The sequence below is a fragment of the Rhodovulum sp. 12E13 genome (assembly GCF_003340565.1).
Taxonomy (GTDB): domain Bacteria; phylum Pseudomonadota; class Alphaproteobacteria; order Rhodobacterales; family Rhodobacteraceae; genus HLUCCA09.
Genome location: NZ_QPLK01000010.1, coordinates 21,909 through 39,853, shown reverse-complemented (window position 1 = coordinate 39,853; position 17,945 = coordinate 21,909). Strand labels below are relative to the sequence as shown.

18 protein-coding genes and 1 pseudogene are annotated in these 17,945 nt (G+C 70.7%); 5 read left to right on the top strand and 14 right to left on the bottom strand.

The window, feature by feature from the left end; translation table 11 throughout:
* Window positions 1-381 precede the first annotated feature (381 nt).
* The 8 genes from DLJ49_RS10625 to DLJ49_RS10590 all read right to left on the bottom strand — a co-directional run bounded on the left by DLJ49_RS10625 (window position 382) and on the right by DLJ49_RS10590 (window position 7,495).
* Window positions 382-1,461 carry an alcohol dehydrogenase catalytic domain-containing protein gene (locus tag DLJ49_RS10625; RefSeq protein WP_115393531.1) on the bottom strand — a complete coding sequence of 360 codons (1,080 nt, stop codon included), beginning with the start codon at window positions 1,459-1,461 and terminating at the stop codon, window positions 382-384.
* Window positions 1,462-1,490: 29 nt separating this feature from the next.
* On the bottom strand, window positions 1,491-2,753 hold the full coding sequence (locus DLJ49_RS10620; RefSeq protein ID WP_115393530.1) for a TCR/Tet family MFS transporter: 1,263 nt from the start codon (window positions 2,751-2,753) through the stop codon (window positions 1,491-1,493).
* Between the two features lie 69 nt (window positions 2,754-2,822).
* Entirely contained in the window at window positions 2,823-3,047 is a 225-nt protein-coding gene (locus DLJ49_RS10615; protein WP_115393529.1) for a hypothetical protein, read from the bottom strand.
* Complete coding sequence (pcaD, locus tag DLJ49_RS10610; RefSeq protein WP_115393528.1) at window positions 3,044-3,844, bottom strand: 3-oxoadipate enol-lactonase; 801 nt, start codon at window positions 3,842-3,844, stop codon at window positions 3,044-3,046. The genes DLJ49_RS10615 and pcaD overlap by 4 nt, the downstream gene beginning before the upstream one ends.
* The gene (locus tag DLJ49_RS10605) at window positions 3,841-4,899 is read right to left on the bottom strand and encodes a threonine ammonia-lyase (RefSeq protein ID WP_115393527.1); all 1,059 of its coding nucleotides are present in this window, start codon (window positions 4,897-4,899) and stop codon (window positions 3,841-3,843) included. The genes pcaD and DLJ49_RS10605 overlap by 4 nt, the downstream gene beginning before the upstream one ends.
* A 100-nt stretch (window positions 4,900-4,999) precedes the next feature.
* Window positions 5,000-5,836: an alpha/beta fold hydrolase gene (locus DLJ49_RS10600; protein WP_115393526.1), complete on the bottom strand. Its 837-nt coding sequence runs from the start codon at window positions 5,834-5,836 to the stop codon at window positions 5,000-5,002.
* Entirely contained in the window at window positions 5,833-6,519 is a 687-nt protein-coding gene (locus DLJ49_RS10595; RefSeq protein WP_115393525.1) for a haloacid dehalogenase type II, read from the bottom strand. The genes DLJ49_RS10600 and DLJ49_RS10595 overlap by 4 nt, the downstream gene beginning before the upstream one ends.
* A 130-nt stretch (window positions 6,520-6,649) precedes the next feature.
* Window positions 6,650-7,495 (bottom strand): response regulator, encoded by an 846-nt coding sequence (locus DLJ49_RS10590; protein ID WP_115393524.1) that lies wholly within the window; start codon window positions 7,493-7,495, stop codon window positions 6,650-6,652.
* Between the two features lie 280 nt (window positions 7,496-7,775).
* Between DLJ49_RS10590 and DLJ49_RS10585 the strand changes: the two genes are divergently transcribed.
* The 3 genes from DLJ49_RS10585 to DLJ49_RS10575 all read left to right on the top strand — a co-directional run bounded on the left by DLJ49_RS10585 (window position 7,776) and on the right by DLJ49_RS10575 (window position 9,134).
* Window positions 7,776-8,273, top strand: a complete 498-nt coding sequence (locus DLJ49_RS10585) for a Dps family protein (protein WP_115393523.1) — start codon at window positions 7,776-7,778, stop codon at window positions 8,271-8,273.
* Between the two features lie 158 nt (window positions 8,274-8,431).
* Window positions 8,432-8,629, top strand: coding sequence for a hypothetical protein (locus tag DLJ49_RS10580; protein ID WP_115393522.1), 198 nt, complete (start codon window positions 8,432-8,434; stop codon window positions 8,627-8,629).
* A 70-nt stretch (window positions 8,630-8,699) separates the two neighbouring features.
* Window positions 8,700-9,134 (top strand): VOC family protein, encoded by a 435-nt coding sequence (locus DLJ49_RS10575; protein ID WP_115393521.1) that lies wholly within the window; start codon window positions 8,700-8,702, stop codon window positions 9,132-9,134.
* 114 nt (window positions 9,135-9,248) lie between these two features.
* On the opposite strand, the gene DLJ49_RS10570 is transcribed toward DLJ49_RS10575, so the two are convergent.
* The 3 genes from DLJ49_RS10570 to fabA are packed head-to-tail and all read right to left on the bottom strand — an operon-like array spanning window position 9,249 to window position 11,813.
* Window positions 9,249-10,037: an enoyl-ACP reductase FabI gene (locus DLJ49_RS10570; RefSeq protein ID WP_115393520.1), complete on the bottom strand. Its 789-nt coding sequence runs from the start codon at window positions 10,035-10,037 to the stop codon at window positions 9,249-9,251.
* Window positions 10,038-10,042: 5 nt separating this feature from the next.
* On the bottom strand, window positions 10,043-11,272 hold the full coding sequence (locus DLJ49_RS10565; protein WP_115393519.1) for a beta-ketoacyl synthase N-terminal-like domain-containing protein: 1,230 nt from the start codon (window positions 11,270-11,272) through the stop codon (window positions 10,043-10,045).
* A gap of 31 nt (window positions 11,273-11,303) precedes the next feature.
* Window positions 11,304-11,813 carry a bifunctional 3-hydroxydecanoyl-ACP dehydratase/trans-2-decenoyl-ACP isomerase gene (fabA, locus tag DLJ49_RS10560; RefSeq protein WP_115393518.1) on the bottom strand — a complete coding sequence of 170 codons (510 nt, stop codon included), beginning with the start codon at window positions 11,811-11,813 and terminating at the stop codon, window positions 11,304-11,306.
* Between the two features lie 169 nt (window positions 11,814-11,982).
* On the opposite strand from fabA, the gene irr reads away from it, so the two are divergent.
* The gene (gene irr, locus DLJ49_RS10555; RefSeq protein WP_369932512.1) at window positions 11,983-12,420 is read left to right on the top strand and encodes a Fur family transcriptional regulator Irr; all 438 of its coding nucleotides are present in this window, start codon (window positions 11,983-11,985) and stop codon (window positions 12,418-12,420) included.
* 92 nt (window positions 12,421-12,512) lie between these two features.
* Here irr and DLJ49_RS10550 read toward each other — a convergent pair whose 3' ends face one another.
* Window positions 12,513-13,109, bottom strand: coding sequence for a thymidine kinase (locus DLJ49_RS10550; RefSeq protein ID WP_115393517.1), 597 nt, complete (start codon window positions 13,107-13,109; stop codon window positions 12,513-12,515).
* A 319-nt stretch (window positions 13,110-13,428) separates the two neighbouring features.
* On the opposite strand from DLJ49_RS10550, the gene DLJ49_RS10545 reads away from it, so the two are divergent.
* Window positions 13,429-13,647: a peptidase associated/transthyretin-like domain-containing protein gene (locus tag DLJ49_RS10545; RefSeq protein WP_115393516.1), complete on the top strand. Its 219-nt coding sequence runs from the start codon at window positions 13,429-13,431 to the stop codon at window positions 13,645-13,647.
* 122 nt (window positions 13,648-13,769) lie between these two features.
* Here DLJ49_RS10545 and DLJ49_RS10540 read toward each other — a convergent pair whose 3' ends face one another.
* Window positions 13,770-17,210 (bottom strand): hypothetical protein, encoded by a 3,441-nt coding sequence (locus DLJ49_RS10540; RefSeq protein ID WP_115393515.1) that lies wholly within the window; start codon window positions 17,208-17,210, stop codon window positions 13,770-13,772.
* Between the two features lie 464 nt (window positions 17,211-17,674).
* A pseudogene (locus tag DLJ49_RS22430) lies at window positions 17,675-17,836 on the bottom strand (IS5/IS1182 family transposase); the annotation flags it as partial.
* Between the last annotated feature and the right edge of the window lie 109 nt (window positions 17,837-17,945).

Below are 17,945 nucleotides of genomic sequence, written 5' to 3'. Positions count from 1 at the left end.
GGCCGCGTCATGGCCGGCTCAGGGGGGCCGGGAGACGAGGCAGGAGCCTCGGACCCGACCGCCACCCGAGCCGACGGACACCGGCCCGAAAGGTGGTCATGCCTCGGTGCGAACCCCGGATCACGTCTGGGGGAAAACCAGAAGGCTCTCCCCGGCATGCGACCAGGCCACCATCTCGGTGCGGCCAAGGAGCGCGATCAGGGGTCCCCGGAGATGATCTCCGATGGCGCGACAGCTTCGTGCCGGTCAGGTGCGGGCGGTTCTCCCGTGCCTCGTCGGGGCGCCGCGATTTTCCGGTCGCTGCAAAGCGCCCTTGTCGGATCGAGGCCAGCGCCTCGACAGCGCCCTTCACGAGCCGAACGGCCGCCTTGCGAACCGCCTTCAGAACACCAGGACGTTGCGCCGGGCACGGCCCGCCTTCGTGTCGGCAATGGCGTCGTTGATCTCGTCCAGCGCCCAGCGGCGCGACACCAGCGCGTCGAGTTCCAGCCGCCCCTGCGCATACAGGTCGACGAGCCACGGGATGTCGCGGGCGAGCACCGTGTCGCCCATCTTCGAGCCGGTCACGCCTTGACCGAGCGCGGCGAGGATTACCGGCTCGTAGTCGACCGTCTGGCCCGAATGCGGCATCCCCACCATCACCACGCGCCCGCCGCGGCCGAGCAGGCGCGGCGCCGTCCGGAAGGCGGGCAGAGCCCCGGTGCAGACGAGCACGGCGTCGGCCATGCGCGGCGCGATCTCGGCGAGGCGGCGCCATGGCTTGTCCTCGGTGGCGAGGATCGTGTCGGTCGCGCCGAAGGCGCGGGCATCGGCCAGCTTCTCCTCGCTCACGTCCATCGCCACCACCCGGGCGCAGCCCGCAAGCCGCGCGCCCTGGATCGCGTTGAGCCCCACGCCCCCCGCGCCCACGATCACGGCCGTCTGGCCGGGGCGAAGGGCGGCCGCGTTAACCGCCGCGCCGACCCCCGTGATGACCCCGCAGGAGAGCAGGCAGGCCGAGGCGGCCGGCATCTCCTCGGGGATCTCGACGAGCTGCGAGGTATCGACCACGACCTCTTCCGCGAAGGCGCCGCACTGCATCGCCTGCACGATGGGCGTGCCCTGCAGCGTGGAAAGCGGGCCGTCCCGGTGCAGCCCCTCCTCGCAATAGGCGGGCCGCCCAGCGGCGCAGGACGGGCAGGCGTGGCACGACCGGATCAGCGTCACCAGCACCCGCGCACCGGGCGCGAAGCCGCGCACGCCGTCGCCGGCCTCGACCACGCGGCCCACGCCCTCGTGGCCGAACACGGCGGGGAGCGTGCCGCCCCAGCCCCCGTCGGCATAGGAGATGTCGGAGGCGCAGATCGCCACCGCCTCCATCCGCACCCGCACCTCGCCCGGCCCGGGCGGCGCGAGCTGCACCTCCTCCACGAGAAGCGGCTCTGCATGCGCGTGGCATACGGCGGCCCTGATCGTCGGCATCGTCCCTCCGTCCCCTTGTCGCCGCCAGATCACTCCGCCGGGGCAGGCATGGCGCGCGGACGCGCGACATAGACCACGCCGCAAACGACCATCAAGGCCATCGCGACGAGGAACGGCGCACCGGGGAACCAAACCCCGCCCCCCTCGCGCGTGAAGGCGAAAAAGACGCCCGTCATCACCAGCGGCGACAGGATCATGGCGACCGAGCGGGTCGAGGCGACAACCCCCTGCAATTCGCCCTGCCCGTCGGCCCCCGCCTGCGCCGACATCATCGATTGCAGCGCCGGCGTGACCACCGCGCCGAGCGCCGTCAGCGGGATCAGCACGAGCCCGAGCCACCCCGCCTGCACCAGCGCCATGGCGAGGAAGGCGCAGAAGTTGAAGGCGAGGCCATAGAGCACCGCCCCCCGCTCGCCCAGCGCGCGCAGGATCAGCCGGATCAGCCCGCCCTGCACCGCCCCGATGGCGATGCCGAACAGCGCCAGCGACAGCCCGATGGTCGCCGGCTGCCAGCCGAACCGCGCCTGCGTGAAGAACGCCCAGATCGCCGGATAGACGATGAAGGCGCATTCGTAGAGGAAATAGACGATCAGCAGTCGCCCCACCCCGGGCAGCCGGCTCACGTGCGCGAAGGCGCCGAACGGGTTCGCGCGGGCGAGGCGAAAGGGCCGGCGGATGCGATCGGTCACCGTCTCGGGCAGCACCAGCGCGCCGAGGATCAGGTTCGCCGTGGCCAGCCCGGCCGCCGCCCAGAAGGGCGCCCGCGTGCCGAGCTCGCCGAGCAGGCCGCCCAGCAGCGGCCCGAAGACGAAGCCCATGCCGAAGGCCGCGCCGACCAGCCCGAAGCGCGCCGCCTTCTGCGCGTCGGTCGAGATGTCGGCGATGAAGGCGCGGGCCGTGGCCTGCTGCGCCGCCGCGATACCGCCCACGATGCGGGCGGCGAGCAGCAGCCAGATCGACTGGGTCAGCGCCATCACGAGGTAGTCGAGCGCCATCACCGCGAGCGAGACCAGCAGCACCGGACGGCGGCCGTAGCGATCCGACAGAGAGCCCAGCACCGGCCCGAACAGGAACTGCATCACCGCGTAGGAGGTGGCGAGCACGCCGCCCCAGAGCGCCGCGTCGGCCAGCGTGCCGCCCGAGACCTCGCCGATCAGGTCAGGCATCACCGGCAGGATCAGCCCGATCCCCATCGCGTCGATCGCGAGCGTGACGAGGATGAAGGTCAGCGCCAGACGCTGCCGCCTCGGCTCTCCATCCTGCGCAGGCTCCGCGTCGGGGGCGACCGTCATGGGCGGACTCATCGTCGGTGGGCGCGGCCGCTCCGCCGCACTGTCAGGATAGCCTGACAGTCGGCGCCGTCAATCCGGTCGCCGACCCAGAAGCAGCCCGCCGCCGGCGCCGATCGCCGCGCCGATCAGGCCGGGCAGGCCGAGCGTGCCTGTCAGGAAGCTCGCGGCCGCGGTGCCGAGCGCCAGCGCCACGAGGAAGCTCAGCACCTTGCCACCGCGGAAGGGCAGCTGCCGGTCGACCGACACCGCGATGAGCAGCGCCAGCACGCAGGAGACGGCGAAGGGCAGGATCATGCCGTGCCTCCCGAATGTCCGATCTCGCGCAGGAACTCCGCGAGGACGGTCGCATACTCCCCGGCTGCATCGATGCAGGGCAGGTGCCCTGCACCGCGGATCAGGTGGACGCGCGCCCCGGGGATCAGCTCCGCCGTTTCGCGCACGAGGTCGGGCGGCGTCGAGCCGTCGCGGTCGCCCGCGATGGCCAGCGTCGGCAGGCGCAACGCCGCGGTCGGCGTGTAGAAATCGGTGCCCGAGATCGCCGCCGCGCAGCCGAGCCACCCCTCGAGCGGCTGCCGCTCGAACAGACGGCGCACCAGCGCCGCCTCCGGCCCAGAGCGGAAAGGCTCGGGAAACCACCGCTCGAGCGTCGCGTCGGCCAGCGCCGACAGGCCGCCCGCGCGCGCCGCCTCGATCCGCTGCGCCCATGTCTCCGGCGTGCCGATCTTGGCCGCGGTGTTCGACAGCACCAGCCCGCGCACGAGGTCCAGCCGTTTCACCGCCAGCCCCTGCGCGATCATCCCCCCGATCGACAGCCCCACCACGACCGCCTCCGAAAGGCCCAGCGCCTCCATCGCGCCCTCGGCGTCGCTCACGAGCGCGCCCATCGCGTAGGGCGCCGGCGGGCAGGCCGACAGCCCGTGCCCCCGCATGTCGAGCCGCACGCAGCGCAGCCCGCCGGGAAGCCGCGCCACGACACCGTCCCAGATGCGCAGGTCGGTGCCGAGCGCGTGCAGGAACACCACCGCCGGCGCCCCCTCCGGCCCCGTATCGGCGACGTGCAGCGCCGTGCCGTTCGTCTCGATCTGCTTCATGGCGCCTCCCCGTATCGACCCAGAACCTCGGCGAAAAGGGCGGCGTCGACATTTCCCCCCGAGGCGGTCACGATCACCGGTCCCGGCGCCAGCGCCTCGCCCCGGAACAGCGCCGCCGCCAGTGCCACGGCGCCCCCGGGCTCCAGCACCAGCTTCAGCCGCGAAAACGCCGCCGCCATGGCCCGCCCGGCCTCGTCGTCCGTCACCGCCAGCCCCGGACCGCAGAGCCGCCGCATGACCGGAAAGGTCAGCCGCCCCGGCGCCGGCGTCAGGATCGCGTCGCAGATCGAGGTCGGCACCTCCTCGTTGCGCAGGATCGCCCCCGCCGCGAGCGACCGCGCCGTGTCGTCGTATCCCGCAGGCTCGACCGGTCGTACCGTCAGCGCGGGCGCCCGCGCCTCCAGAGCCAGCGCGATGCCCGCGGTCAGCCCGCCGCCCCCGCAGCAGGTCAGAACCGTGCCGGTCGAAACCCCCGCCGCTTCCGCCTGCACGGCGATCTCCAGCCCGCAGGTGCCCTGGCCCGCGATCACGTCGGCGTCGTCGAACGGCCGCACGAGATGCAGCCCCCGCTCGGCCGCCAGCCGCTCGGTCAGCGCGTCGCGGTCCTCGCGCGTCCGGTCGTGGAGCACCACCTCCGCCCCCAGCGCCGCCGTGTTCTCCCGCTTCGTGCGCGGCGCATCGTCCGGCATCACGATGACCGCCGGCAACCCGCGCATCCGCGCCGCGAGCGCCACGCCCTGCGCGTGGTTGCCCGACGAGCAGGCGATCACCCCGCGCACGCCTTCGGGCAGCGCGCTCACCGCCGACCATGCGCCGCGGAACTTGAACGATCCCGTCTTCTGCAGACACTCGGCCTTCACGTAGACCGGCCGCCCCGCCACCTCGTCGAGAAACGGCGACGACAGGAGCGGCGTCACCACCGCCTGCCCCTTCAGACGCGCCGCCGCCGCCTCGATCGCGGCCCGGTCCGGCGCCCCCCTCACGTCGCCCCCCGTCACGTCGCTTCCCGTCAAGTCTGCCCCCGTCACGTCGCCCCCCTCGCATCGTCCCCGCATGGCGCGCTCTCCATCATCCTGGCCCAAATACTCCCGCCGGAGGCACGCGCCCGGACCGGGCGCAGGAAAAGGGAAACGCGCCGCAGGCGCTCCGCTGTCCTCACGACAGGCGGTCCAGCCAGGCGGCAATGGCCGCGACCGATTCGGGCTCGTCGAGGAAGGGCACGTGGCCCCGGTCGGGCACCTCGGCGGACACCATGTCGGGCCGGCGGCGGCGCATCTCGGCCGCGGTCTCTGCCGACAGCAGGTCGGAATTGGCCCCCCGGATCAGCCCGAGCGGCTTGCCTGCCAGCGCGTCGAAGAGCGGCCAGAGATCGGGCAGCGCGCCGTCCTGCCCCCCTTCCAGCACCGCCTCGCGCAGGCGCGGGTCGTAGCGCAGCGCCAGCCCCTCCGGCCCCTCCGACCAGAGCCGCTCGGCATGGGCCCGCCATGTCGCCTCCGGCACGCCCGCGAAACGCGGCGCCATCGCCTCGGGCAGGGCGGCGGCGGCCTCGGCATGGGTGCGCCACGCGGGAGGCCGCCCGATATACCCCATGATGGGCTCGAGGCCTGCCTTCTCGATCACCGGCCCGATATCGACGAGGAAGACGCCGGCGAGACGGTCGGCATGGCCCACGGCCAGCGTCATCGCCAGCAATCCCCCGCGCGACGTGCCGAGGATCGAGGCGGTCTCGAGGCCGAGATGGTCCATCAGTTCGAGCACGTCCTGCGCCTCGCGCGGCAGGCTGTAGCTGCGCCAGTCGGGCGCGTGGTCGGACAGGCCGCGCCCGCGCGCGTCGAGCCGGATCACCCGCGCGCGGTCTGCGAAGCTGGCCACCACGGGGTCGAAGTCGGCCATGTTGCGCGTCAGGCCCGCGAGGCACAGGACGGGCTGGCCCGCGCCCCTGTCGTCGTAGGCCAGCGACAGCCCGTCGGAGGTGGTGAAACGGGTTGTCATGCTGCGGCGAGCCCGGGCACGGCGGTCAGGTCGGGCGCCTCGTGGCTCGGCGCGTGCGGAAGCCGCTCGCGCGGCGCCCCCGCCCGGTTCACCCAGAGGGTCGGAAACCCGTAGCCAGCGGCCGCCGCGGCGTCCCACCCGTTGGCCGAGACGAACAGCACCTCGGCGGGCGGCTGGCCGAGGTGGTGCTCCACCATGGCATAGACGCGCGGGTCAGGCTTGAACGTGCCGACCTCGTCGACGCTCAGGACGTGGTCGAGCGTGTCCGCAAGCCCTGCCGCCTCGACCGCAGCCGCCAGCATGTCGGGCGAGCCGTTCGACAGGATCGCCGTGCGCCGGTCTGCCGCCCGCAGCGCGGCCAGCACGGCGGGCACCTCGGGGTAGGCGGCGAGCTCCCAGTAGAGCGTCAGCAGCGCGTCGCGCAGGGCCGCGTCTCCGTCGAGGCCGGTCGCGGCGAGGGCGTGGTCGAGCGCATCCCGGGTCACCTGCCAGAAGCTCGCGTAGTCGCCCGTGACCGCCCGCCACCACGAATAGCCGATCTGCTTCTCCCGCCAGAGGCGCGACAACTCCCCCTCGTGCTCGGCGAGCCGCTCGCGGCCGGGCGCGGCGGCGGCGCGGCGCGTGGCCGCGCCCACGTCGAACAATGTCCCGTAGGCGTCGAAGACAACAGCGCGTTTCGGCATGGGTCCTCCCGGGCGGCGGCTCTGGGCCGGCGCACGGCCCCGCGGGAGCACGTAATCACAGCGCCGCGCCGAATGGAACGGGCGCCGCGCGCCCGGTGGCCGAGGCGCGCGGCGCCGGTCCGGCCGTCGGTCAGGCGCTTTCGGCCTCGAGCGTCGCCGTCGACGAGAAGAACAGCGCCTGGCTGATCGCCGTGCGCACCTGCTCCTCGTCGAACGGCTTGGCGATGAGGAACGCGGGCTCGGGCCGCTCGCCGGTCAGCAGCCGCTCGGGGAACGCGGTGATGAACAGCACCGGGATATCGCCGAACTGCGCGAGGATATCGTGCACCGCGTCGAGGCCGCTCGAATTGTCGGCAAGCTGGATGTCGGCGAGGATCAGGTCGGGCTTGTCGCGCAGGCCGAGCTTGACGGCGCCCGCGCGGGTGCGGGCGATCCCCGTCACTTCGTGGCCCGCCTCGACCACGAGGCTCTCGAGGTCCATCGCGATGATCGCCTCGTCCTCGATGATCAACACGCGGCCGCTGACGGCGTCGGCCATCTCCTCGCGCGCGGTCTGCACGCGCAGGCGAGCCTCCGCGCCGTCGGTGCCCATGATCTCGCCGATCTCGTCGAAGCCGAACCGCTCGATCGTGTGCAGGATCAGTGCCTCGCGCGTCTGCGGTGTGAGCGCGGCGAGCCGCGCCTGCGCGCGGCGCTCGGGCAGAGGCAGGTCGGGGTCGGGATCGGGGTCGGCAGGTTGGCCGGTCGTCTCCCAGATGTCGTGGAACGTGCGGAACAGAAGCACACGCGGATCGGGCGCGCGGCGCACCTCGTCGCGGGCGGCGACCAGGGCCTCGAGCGTGGCGACGGCATAGGCATCGCCGCTCTGTTGTCGGCCGGTCAGAGCGCGCGCGTAGCGGCGCAGGCGAGGCAGGTGCTCGGCCAGCCTGTCGGACAGCGGCTCCGGCCCGCCGGGGGCAGCTTGCGGATCGATCATTGTCGGTCTTCTCCCTGTAGCGCCCTGGTCAACGCTCCAGACACACGATCGTTCCGCGCGCGCGGGCGAAGGCCGCGCGCGCGGGCGAAGGTCTGATTTTGGCGGCCCGCCGCGCCGCCTGCGGGGCCATTCTCGCGTCTTCGTGACCGCACCCGTGCCGCCCGTCGCCGGAACAGTCGCAGACGCCGTCCGTTCCCGAGGGGATGTGCCGGGCCGTGTCCGTGCCGGCGCGCCCGACGCAACGAACGAAATACCGAGTCGAATGAGGAAAGCTGTAGATATGGCCGACGCATTGAACGTGGTTCCGAAACCGTCCGATCCCGCCACCGGCGTCCGCGACGAGGACAAGGTGGCCGAGGCGCTGGCCGACGTGGTGGCAGACACCTACCGGCTGACGATCAAGACGCACGCGATCCACTGGAACGTTGAGGGCCCCCTGTTCCACGCTGTCCACGAGATGACGGAGGAGCAGTACGAGGAGATGTTCGAGGCGGTCGATGATCTCGCCGAGCGCGTCCGCGCGCTGGGCCGGCTGACGCCGATGCGCTTCAAGGGGCTGATCGACGATTCGGTCGTGGCCGACATGGAAGACACGCCGAGCGCGGGAGAGATGGTGGAGAGCCTCGCGGCCGACCATTCCCGCGTCGCCAAGCGCATGCATGCGCTGGCCGAACTGGCCGGCGGGCAACGCGACATCGTCACCGAAGACCTGGCGGTAAGCCGCTCGGCCTTTCACGAGAAGGCCGCCTGGATGTTGCGGGCCATCGCGCGCCACTGATTGACCGCGCGTGGGCCGGGGCCGTGCGCGGTGCCGCCCCGGGCCGGCTGCCCGGCCCGGGGCGGCACACGTTTCCGGGGGCGGCACAGGTCGCGGCCCCGACCATGCCGGGTCCGCTGCCCGCCGAACGAGCCCCACACTGGAAGAAAGGATATGCCATGGAAGTCGGGATCTTTCTGCCCGTCCTCGCCCTTCTGACATTGCTCGCCGTATGCGTCATCGCTCTCTGGTCGAAGCGGGCGACCGATCAGAGATGGTACGACACCGTCCGCGGGCGGGTCACCAAGTCGACCCTCGCCGAGGATGCGCCGAACAGCTATCGGCCCTCGCGCGACCGCGACGACGCACCCCGTTGATCACGCGCCAAGGGCCCGCGACGCTCGCCCGGTCGGGCAGACAGACCCGGCCAACCGGAGGGAGAGCGCGATGAGCCAGCTGCACGGGATCGTCTGGTGGAGCGAGTTGATGACTCGCGACGTGGACGCGGCGAAGGCCTACTACGAGCGTGTCTGCGGCTGGCGCTTCGACGACGTGCCGATGGAAGGCGGCGTGACCTACAATGTCGCCATGGCCCATGGCCGCCCCGTGGCCGGCGTGATGGACATGACCGGTCTCGAGGGCATGGAGGAGGTGCCGCCGCACTGGTTCACCTATCTCGCCGTCGACGATCTGGACGTGGCGCTGGATGAGGCCGGCGCCGCGGGAGGGCGGGTGATGCGCCCCCCCTTCGAGGTGCCCGACGTGGGCCGCATCGCCATCGTCGCCGACGCTTCGGGCGCCGCGCTGGGCCTGATGGTCCCCGCCACCGAGTGGGATCCTCCGGAGACCGACACCGGCTCGCTCGAGAACGTCCCCGTCTGAGCGCGCGATGTCGCCGAGGCCGAGCGCCCGTTCCGGGCGCGGGCCTCCGGCGGGAGTATTTGGGCCAAGATGATGGGAGGCGCGCGCCCGGCGCCCGCGGCGAGTGGCGCCTGCTCAGATGTTCTCGGGCTGGGGCATGCCGAGGACGTGGAAGCCACCGTCGACATGGACGATCTCGCCGGTGGTGCAAGCGCCGTACTCCGATGCGAGATAGACCGCGGTGCCCCCCACCGCCTCGAGCGTGGCGTTGGCGCGCAGGGGCGCGTTCTCGGCCGTCAGCCGGAAGGTGCGGCGCGCGCCGCCGATCGCGGCGCCCGCGAGCGTCTTCATCGGGCCCGGCGAGATCGCGTTGACGCGGATGCCGTCGGGGCCGAGATCGTTGGCGAGGTATCGCACCGCCGATTCGAGCGCCGCCTTGGCCACGCCCATCACGTTGTAATAGGGCGTCACGCGGTTCGAGCCCTGGTAGGTAAGGGTGAGCACGCAGCCCCCCTCGTCCATCAGTTCCGAGGCGCGGCGGGCCACGTCGATCAGCGAGTAGCAGGAGATCTGGAGAGAGTGGGTGAAGTTGGCCCGCGTGGTGTTGATGAAGCGGCCCGTCAGCTCGGTCTTGTCGGAATAGGCGATGGCATGCACGACGAAGTCGAGTCGGCCCATGTCGGCCCGCAGGGCCGCGAAGGCGGCATCCATGCTGGCATCGTCGGTGACGTCGGCGTCGTAGAGCAGGCTGGAGCCGACCGACTCGGCGAGCGGAGCGACACGGCGGCCGAACGCCTCGCCCTGGTAGGTGAAGGCGAGTTCGGCCCCTTCGGCGGCCATCGCGCGGGCAATGCCCCAGGCGATCGACCGCTCGTTGGCCACGCCCATGATGAGGCCCTTCTTGCCCCGCATCAGATCCGCCATGTCCGTCAGTCCCTCATTCCGGAGAGAAGCATAGAGCCGTTGGTGCCGCCGAAGCCGAAGCTGTTGGTCATCACCGTGTCGAGGCCGGCATTCTCGACCAGCTCGGTGGCGATCTCTTCGGGTTTGAGCGCGGGGTCGAGCGTCTCGACGTTGATCGAGGGCGCGATGAAGTCGCCCCTGAGCATCAGCAGGCAGTAGATCGCCTCCTGCGCACCTGTGGCGCCCTGGGAGTGGCCGGTCATCGACTTGGTCGACGAGATCGGCGGGGTGGCGCCGTCGCCGAAGACGCGGCGCGCGGCCTCGACCTCGCCCACGTCGCCGACGGGCGTCGAGGTGCCATGGGCGTTGATGTAGCTGACCGCGCGGCCCTCGGGCAGGGTCTTCACCGCCCCGCGCATCGCCCGCTCGCCGCCCTCGCCCGAGGGGGCCACCATGTCGTGCCCGTCGGACGTGGCGGCGAAGCCGGTCACCTCGGCGTAGATCGGGGCGCCGCGGGCCTGCGCGCGCTCGAGGCTTTCGAGCACGACCATGCCGCCGCCGCCCGCGATCACGAAGCCGTCGCGGTCGGCGTCGAAGGCACGGCTCGCCCGCTCCGGCGTGTCGTTGAACTTGGACGACATGGCGCCCATCGCGTCGAAGAGGCACGACAGCGTCCAGTCGAGCTCTTCCCCGCCGCCGGCGAACATCACCTCCTGGTTGCCCAGAGCCACCTGCTGCGCGGCCATGCCGATGCAATGCAGCGAGGTGGAGCAGGCCGAGGTGATGGAAAAGTTGATGCCCTTGATCCGGAAGGCGGTGGAGAGGTTGGCCGAGATCGTCGACGACATGCACTTGGGCACGGCGAAGGGCCCGATCCGCTTGGGCGAGCCCGATTTCAGCACGGTCTGGTGGGCGGCGAACATCGCCGAGGTCGACGGCCCGCCCGAGCCCGCGATCAGGCCGGTGCCCTCGTGGCTGACCTCGGCTTCGGTCAGGCCGGAATCGGCGATCGCCTGCGCCATGGCGATATGGGCGTAGGCCGCGCCAGGCCCCATGAAGCGCAGGGTGCGCTTGTCGACATGCTCGGCCGGGTCGATCTTGAGCGTACCGGCCACCCGGGAGCGGAAGCCGTGCTCCTCCATCTCGGCGACGTGCTCGATTCCCGAACGGCCTTCGCGCAGGCTGGCCGTGACCTCGTCGGCCGAGTTGCCGATGGGCGAGACAATGCCGAGGCCGGTGACGACGACGCGGCGCATGTGGGGGCTCCCTCGTGGCTCCGGCCGGCTCTCAGCTTTCCGAGAGGGCGACCTTCATGTCCGTGACCTGATAGATGGTTTCGCCGTCGGCCTCCACCCGGCCGTCGGCGACGCCCATGCGGATGCGGCCGCGGTTCACCGCCTTGGTGAAATCGACGAAGTAGCGCAGCATCTTGCGGTCGGGGCGGACCATGCCGGTGAGTTTCACCTCGCCCACGCCGAGGGCGTAGCCGCGGCCGGGCCACCCGCGCCAGCCCAGATTGAACCCGGTGAGCTGCCACAGCCCGTCGAGGCCGAGGCAGCCCGGCATGATCGGGTTGCCCGGAAAGTGGCACTCGAAGAACCACAGGTCGGGGTCGATGTCGAACTCTGCCACGACATGGCCCTTGCCGTGCGCGCCGCCATCCTCCGAGATATCGGTGACGCGGTCGATCATCAGCATCGGTGGCAGGGGCAGCTGGGCGTTGCCCGGGCCGAACAGCTCGCCCCGCGCGCAGGCCAGCAGCGCCTCCCTGTCGAAGCTCGTCGGATATTGGGCCATGCCCGGCCGGTCCTCCCTCGGGCGAAATCCGGTGTCGTCTATCACCGCGCCTTCGCGGGGTGCAAGGGCGGCCCCGACGGTAGCGCCGGCGCCAAGGGGAACCGGACATGGTGCGAACAAGACCCGTTTTCGTTTGAATATCGGGCAGATCATGCCATATACGGCTCACATGACCGATGCATCGCGAGAGATGGACACCGCCGCCCGCACGCGCGGGTCTGAATGGCTTGGCCGGGCGGGGCTGCGCCCCACGCGGCAACGACTCGTTCTGGCCGCGCTTCTGGTGGGCGACGGGCACGATCGGCACGTGACCGCCGAGAGCCTGTTCGACGCCACGCGCGACGCCGGCGAGAAGGTGTCGCTCGCGACGGTCTACAACACCCTGCGGGCCTTCTGCGATGCCGGCCTGATGCAGGAGATCACGGTCGACGGCTCGAAGAGCTATTTCGACACGCGCATCGACGATCACCCGCATTTCTACTGGGAAGATACCCACGCCCTGACCGACGCGCCGGCCGAGGAACTCGAGATCGCGCGCCTGCCCGAGGCGCCCGAGGGCGCCGAAGTCAGCAAGGTCGACGTGGTGATCCGCCTGCGCCGCCGCTGACCGACGGTCGGCGCCCTCCGATGACGGCTGCGCAAGGGGCGCCGGGGGGCGATTGTGTCGACACTTGATCTTCTTTCTCCTCGGCCTGTGGCTCAGCCCTCGTCCGTCGGCCTGTCTCCGACCGCCTCGCGCCAATGGCGGCGACAGAGCGAGACGTAGGTCTCGTTGCCCCCGATCTGCACCTGCGCGCCCTCGGTCAGCGCACGGCCCCCGGCGTCGGTCCGGACCACCATCGTCGCCTTCTTGCCGCAATGGCAGATCGTGCGGACCTCGCGCATCTCGTCGGCGAGCGCGAGAAGCGCCGCCGACCCGGGGAAAAGCTGGCCGCGGAAATCGACCCGTAGCCCGTAGCACATGACCGGCACGGCGAGGTCGTCGACCGCGCGGGCGAGTTGCCAGACCTGCGACCCGGTCAGAAACTGGGCCTCGTCGACGAAGACGCAGGCGAGCGGCCCCTCCGCGCGCCGCGCGGCGATCCGGGCGAAGAGATCGTGCTCGGCGCCAAAGACCTCGGCCGGAGCCGAGATACCGATGCGCGAGCCGATGGTGCGGGCCCCTGCGCGCGTGTCGACCCCTGCCGTCAGCAGGAGCGTCTCCATCCCGCGCTCGCGGTAATTGTGGGCCGCCTGCAGCAGGATCGCCGACTTGCCGGCATTCATCGTCGAATAGTGAAAATAGAGCTTGGCCATGCGCGGCGGCTTACGGCGCGGCGCATGAGCGGGCAAGACGCGCGCTGGCTCCCCCCGCGACCGCGCGGAATCAAGGGGAACGTCACACGGGCGCCGCATCCTCGACGCCGATCCTTCGCATCGGGCGGCCTTCCTCGCATGACAGCTCGAGGAGCCATCCATGTCTACCAAGCAGCGTGTGCCTGCCGTCCGGTCCGATCGATACCCTGGCGAAGACGCGGGGGATGCGCCCTCCGATCCGCCGGTCTGTCGCATCGACAGGCCGGATCCGTCGTCGCCCCGGATCGAGATACCGATCACGCCGGAGGCCCGTGCCGACATGGAGGAAAACAAGCGCCTGCTGGCACTGGCAAGCGACCGCGAGCTGCTGCGCCACGCACTGTCGCTGCAGAGATGGGCGGTCACCGTGCTGCGCGGTGGCAAGCGTGTGTTCGTCACCGATGCCGACGGGCGCATCGAGGCCGAAATGAACGTGGAGCCGGTGCACAAGCCCGGGCGTCAGGAGCTAATCTTCGACATCGCGCCGCGTCGCCCGTGAACGGGGCGCGCGCGATCCGGCATGCCGGTGATCCCGCGCCCCGACCGGGGTCGCCATCCCGCCCCGCCCGTGTCGGGCGAGGCGCCCCCCGGCGCCGCGGCCGAGAGGCGCCGCGCTCCTCCTCAGCTCGGTGGCACCTGCACCGCGCCCAGCGTGGCCAGCGGCCAGCGCGGCGCGCCGAGAATGTCGAACAGCGGCACGTAGCCCGCCGTCGCCCCCCCGTCGACCGCGGAGCCCGACAACGGGGCGTAGAGGCTTGCGGTGCCGTCGGGCGTGGCAAGCGACGTCACAAGAGCGGTGTCGTATCCGCCCTCCCACCGGCCGAGATAGCGTGCCTCGAACATCTCCGTCGCGTCGAACGGGGCGAGGTCGACATGGCCCGGCTGGCCCGCGACGCCCGGCGCGTAGATCACGTTGTTCGACACCGTGTAGATCTCGAACTCGTCCGCGATGCTGACGGAATCGTCGATCACGACGCCGTTGTTCCCGCCGAGCACGACCATCGTGTTCCCGTAATCCGCCACCGGCTCCCATGCCAGTTGCTCGACCGTGTAGGCGAGGCGGGCGTTCATCCGGAAAGATGAGAAGACCGACGAAAACGGCCGACCGCCATTGACATAATGATAGACGGCCATGTTGTTGCGGACGGTCACGCTTCCGCCCTCTTTGGAACAGAAGCTGACGGGGTTGGCCCCGAACAGCTTGTAATTGCCATCTATCAGGACGTTCTGGACGGACGTGCTGAACTGCCCCAATGAGTTGAACGACCCCATCGAGCCGTCGCCCTCGCCCGTGTTCCGGGTGAATACGACCCGCCCGTTTCCGCCGATCCTGACATGCGGCTGCGCCGCGACCTGTGGCGTTCCATCGGGCCACCCGATGCCACCTGTCCAGCCGTGCCGGGTGAAGAAATCGTTGCCGTCCACCACGAAGTCGCCCGACCCGCCGCTGCGTAGAGGCCCGTGATTTTTCCTTCCTGCCTGTCCCGGCCCCTCGCCTTGGAGGTAAGTCGGCGCCTCGGCCGGGTGCAGCGCCCTGTTGCCGATGAACGCCGTCTTGCAGCCCCGCCCCGGCCCGTAGCTGCCGAACCACGCATAGTCCATCACGTTGTCGAACGCGCAGTCATGCACCACGGCGATATAGGGGTTGGCCTCATATTCTGCTCCGCCGGCAGTTGGGAGCCAATAGATGCCGATGCCCCAAAAGTCACTCATCGCAAACCCGGTGAACAGGTGATACGATCCGGGCTTGGGCTTGGGGAAATACCCTCTGATGGAAGTATTTTCCTCGTAATCGCGGGTGATGTGATTGAGTGATCCCTTGATGTCGATGTTGGCCGCTATGAATGTCTCGCTATTATTCGGGGCTTGCCCGTTGCCGTAAGCAAGAGAGCCGTCTGTTATCGGGTTGGGCCCTTCACCCCACGCCCCCAAAACGACATGCGGGAAACGCTCCCCAAATCGGCCAACCAATTCGTCGATGTTGAACCACTCGCCGCTGATCGGAGTATCCTGCCCCTCGCCGCGCTTGAGCAGCACGCGCACGGCTTTCGTCCCGTCGCCCAAATCGGGGGCGTTCGCAAAGGCGCTGGCGAGCGCAGTGCGGTAGGCGTTGCCTGACCCCGCAGGCTCGTAGGCGATGTGGTGGCCGGTCGGCGCTCCGGTGAAGTCGCCGTCTGCGGCCATGCAGATCGTGTTGTCGGCCGTCCATAGCGGGTCGCCCTCGGTCGGGCCGAACAGGTCGGCGCCGACCGTCACCGTCTCGGACGCCGAGACCTCCACGAAGGTCAGGGGATCGACCGACTTGACCTGCCGGGCGGTGCAGGTGATCTGCCAGTCGCCCGGCTCGGGCATCACGAAGCAGGCGAACCGCCCGCGCTGCTTGCCGGCGTCCTCGAACCCCGGAAGCACGTTCTGCGGCGCGGTGTAGGTCAGGCGCGTGCCGTCCGAGGGGCGCACGCAGTCCCACTCGTAGAAAATCTCGTGGAACTCCGGATCGTAGAGGTGGGGCAGGTCGTCAGCGAAGTCGGCCGGAAGCTGCCCGGACCAGATGGACACGTCGCCCACCGTGCAGTCCGTCAGCGCGCCGGTCGCGACCCCGGCCCGCACCTGGCCGTTGGCCTGACCGACACCCACACCCCCCGCATCGGCCCATTGCGAGATGCCGATGGACTCCGTGTCATAGAGCGAGGCCAGCCAGCCCTGGATGGCGAGGCGCTCGGCCTCGGTGACCGCACGGTTGACGACGATGCCGCCGTAGAAATGGCCAGCGCCAACAATGCCATCCGCCCTGCCGACCGGCGACAGGTAAGCGGTGTTGCTATACGTCACGGGGCTGCCGACAGTCGACGGCCCGTCGCTCACCCCGTTCGTCCACAATTCGGCCGAGGTGGTGGTGGCGATGCCCACCCCGATATGGGGTGTCAGGTCCGCGACCGTCTCTCCCGAAAACTCGACCCCGAAAGGAAAGTTCCTCCCGGTGTCGTAAGGGTAAAAGCGTGGCTCGGTGGTTCCAGCCTGATCGACAATCAGGCCCCAAACGGCCTCGTTTGGGGAGCTTTCGCGCGCATCCATGATATGCACGTTTTCGCCCGTGGCCAGACCAGCATAGCCCACGGTGCCGCCAGTGGAGGCCCCGAACCACGCCACCCTGTTCGCCGTGAGCATGAAGTCGTCTACCCCGTCGAACTCCAGGTAATACTTGCCGCCCGCGTCCTGGCGCAGGATCGGCCGCGCATCCCCGCTCGCGGTCAGGTGGTTGCCGTTGCCCGACTTGTCGGCAACATGGCCCACCCGGTCGCCGACGCTCACCGCGCCGGTGCCATCGGGGTTGGCCGCGAGAGTCGACAGGTCGTTGACGTCGAACCACGCCCCCTGTTCGGAATTTGAAAAGAGCGCGGCAATCGCGGCAGCGTTACCGGTGCCGGAAAGCGCCACCGATGTTCCGGGCTTCGTCAGCACGGCGCGAAGCTCGCCCGTGGCGGAGTCCACCACGTGGGCCCGCATGCGCTGCGAGGCGGGGTCGAAGGCGAGCCAGAGGTCGGTGGTGCGGTTCACGAACCAATTGCGCGGCACGCGCAGGAACACCGCGCCCGGCCCGCTTTCGGTCGCCGTTCCATCGCCTGCGCCGATCACGAGATCGCCCTCGGCGTCGAAGGCCGCGGCGAGGCCGTCTCCGGTGCCGCCCGCCTCGAAGACCACCCCGCGCGGGTCTGCACCGGCCTCGATGCTGGCGAGATGGAAGAGAGCCGGGCCGCTGCGCGTCGCCACGTCGAGCGCCGCGTGGCTGCCCGGCCCGTTCGACCAGGTCGCGCTGCCGGAGGGGCTCGGCACCTCGATCAGGCGCGTCAGACCCGAAAAGCCCGCGGTGACCGCCTCGGCCCAGATCGCCTCGGGCGCGCGGCGGAACTCGGGGCGCGTGCGGGACAGCGCGAGGGCGAGCGTCTCTGTCGAGCGGGCGACGTTCCACGGCGCCACGGTGATGTCGGCGGTCTCGGTGTCCTGGCTCGCCACGAGCGAGACGGACGAGCCGGTGGGAAATCCGAGGAATCTGACGAGGGGCATCGGGGCTCCTTTCGATGGGGCTCATCGGACCGAGGGCGCATTGCGGTCCGCGCGGATGCCGCTGCGGCATGGTCCCCCGTGTCTCGGTAGCCCACCGACCGCTCCGATCCAATGGCAAGACCGGGGCGACGGTGTCTCGAGGAGCGCGAACGGGAGCCGAGGGCACGCAGCGGCACGGCGGACAGTGCCAGCGCACCGTGCAGCAAGCGTTTCGCGCGCGCACGCCCCGACCGGCGTCGGCGCAACGGCCATGATGACGCTGGTGCGCCGGACCTGCTGTGACCGCCGTCGTCTGCCGGGTGGAGAGTGTCGCCCGTACCGGTGGCGCTCCAATGCCGACCATGCCCGAGAGGAGCTTCATCGCAAGGCATGTCCGGATCGCGCTCGTCGGCGGGCAGCCCCGATTGCCCGGAAAACGCGCCACCGGCGACTGTCCGTTTTGGCCGCGCCGGTTGCCGATCCTCCGCGCCGCCATGTTGCGGCCGCCGGCCTCGCTTGCCGGTCGGCGGCGGCACCTCGGCCATGTCGGGGTCGAACCGGCCCCCCGGGGAGCCGCGCTGCTTCGGCGCTTCGTTGTCGCCCGTCCGGTTCTCGGTCTCCTGGCCCGGGGGGACGGGTCTGCCGATGCAGGCCACCTGCCACGCTGGACTCGCGAGATGGCTCCCCCCGGCCTATGCGCGAAGACGCCCCGGTGCCGCCGACATGCACGCCGCGGTCGCAGCCAGGACTATCGTC

What these genes read in the sequence shown, in the direction of transcription:
- DLJ49_RS10625 (WP_115393531.1), bottom strand. Translation starts at nt 1,461, where the DNA reads ATGCCGACGATCAGGGCCGCCGTATGCCACGCGCATGCAGAGCCGCTT.
- DLJ49_RS10620 (WP_115393530.1), bottom strand. Translation starts at nt 2,753, where the DNA reads ATGACGGTCGCCCCCGACGCGGAGCCTGCGCAGGATGGAGAGCCGAGG.
- DLJ49_RS10615 (WP_115393529.1), bottom strand. Translation starts at nt 3,047, where the DNA reads ATGATCCTGCCCTTCGCCGTCTCCTGCGTGCTGGCGCTGCTCATCGCG.
- pcaD (WP_115393528.1), bottom strand. Translation starts at nt 3,844, where the DNA reads ATGAAGCAGATCGAGACGAACGGCACGGCGCTGCACGTCGCCGATACG.
- DLJ49_RS10605 (WP_115393527.1), bottom strand. Translation starts at nt 4,899, where the DNA reads ATGCGGGGACGATGCGAGGGGGGCGACGTGACGGGGGCAGACTTGACG.
- DLJ49_RS10600 (WP_115393526.1), bottom strand. Translation starts at nt 5,836, where the DNA reads ATGACAACCCGTTTCACCACCTCCGACGGGCTGTCGCTGGCCTACGAC.
- DLJ49_RS10595 (WP_115393525.1), bottom strand. Translation starts at nt 6,519, where the DNA reads ATGCCGAAACGCGCTGTTGTCTTCGACGCCTACGGGACATTGTTCGAC.
- DLJ49_RS10590 (WP_115393524.1), bottom strand. Translation starts at nt 7,495, where the DNA reads ATGATCGATCCGCAAGCTGCCCCCGGCGGGCCGGAGCCGCTGTCCGAC.
- DLJ49_RS10585 (WP_115393523.1), top strand. Translation starts at nt 7,776, where the DNA reads ATGGCCGACGCATTGAACGTGGTTCCGAAACCGTCCGATCCCGCCACC.
- DLJ49_RS10580 (WP_115393522.1), top strand. Translation starts at nt 8,432, where the DNA reads ATGGAAGTCGGGATCTTTCTGCCCGTCCTCGCCCTTCTGACATTGCTC.
- DLJ49_RS10575 (WP_115393521.1), top strand. Translation starts at nt 8,700, where the DNA reads ATGAGCCAGCTGCACGGGATCGTCTGGTGGAGCGAGTTGATGACTCGC.
- DLJ49_RS10570 (WP_115393520.1), bottom strand. Translation starts at nt 10,037, where the DNA reads ATGGCGGATCTGATGCGGGGCAAGAAGGGCCTCATCATGGGCGTGGCC.
- DLJ49_RS10565 (WP_115393519.1), bottom strand. Translation starts at nt 11,272, where the DNA reads ATGCGCCGCGTCGTCGTCACCGGCCTCGGCATTGTCTCGCCCATCGGC.
- fabA (WP_115393518.1), bottom strand. Translation starts at nt 11,813, where the DNA reads ATGGCCCAATATCCGACGAGCTTCGACAGGGAGGCGCTGCTGGCCTGC.
- irr (WP_369932512.1), top strand. Translation starts at nt 11,983, where the DNA reads ATGACCGATGCATCGCGAGAGATGGACACCGCCGCCCGCACGCGCGGG.
- DLJ49_RS10550 (WP_115393517.1), bottom strand. Translation starts at nt 13,109, where the DNA reads ATGGCCAAGCTCTATTTTCACTATTCGACGATGAATGCCGGCAAGTCG.
- DLJ49_RS10545 (WP_115393516.1), top strand. Translation starts at nt 13,429, where the DNA reads ATGGAGGAAAACAAGCGCCTGCTGGCACTGGCAAGCGACCGCGAGCTG.
- DLJ49_RS10540 (WP_115393515.1), bottom strand. Translation starts at nt 17,210, where the DNA reads ATGCCCCTCGTCAGATTCCTCGGATTTCCCACCGGCTCGTCCGTCTCG.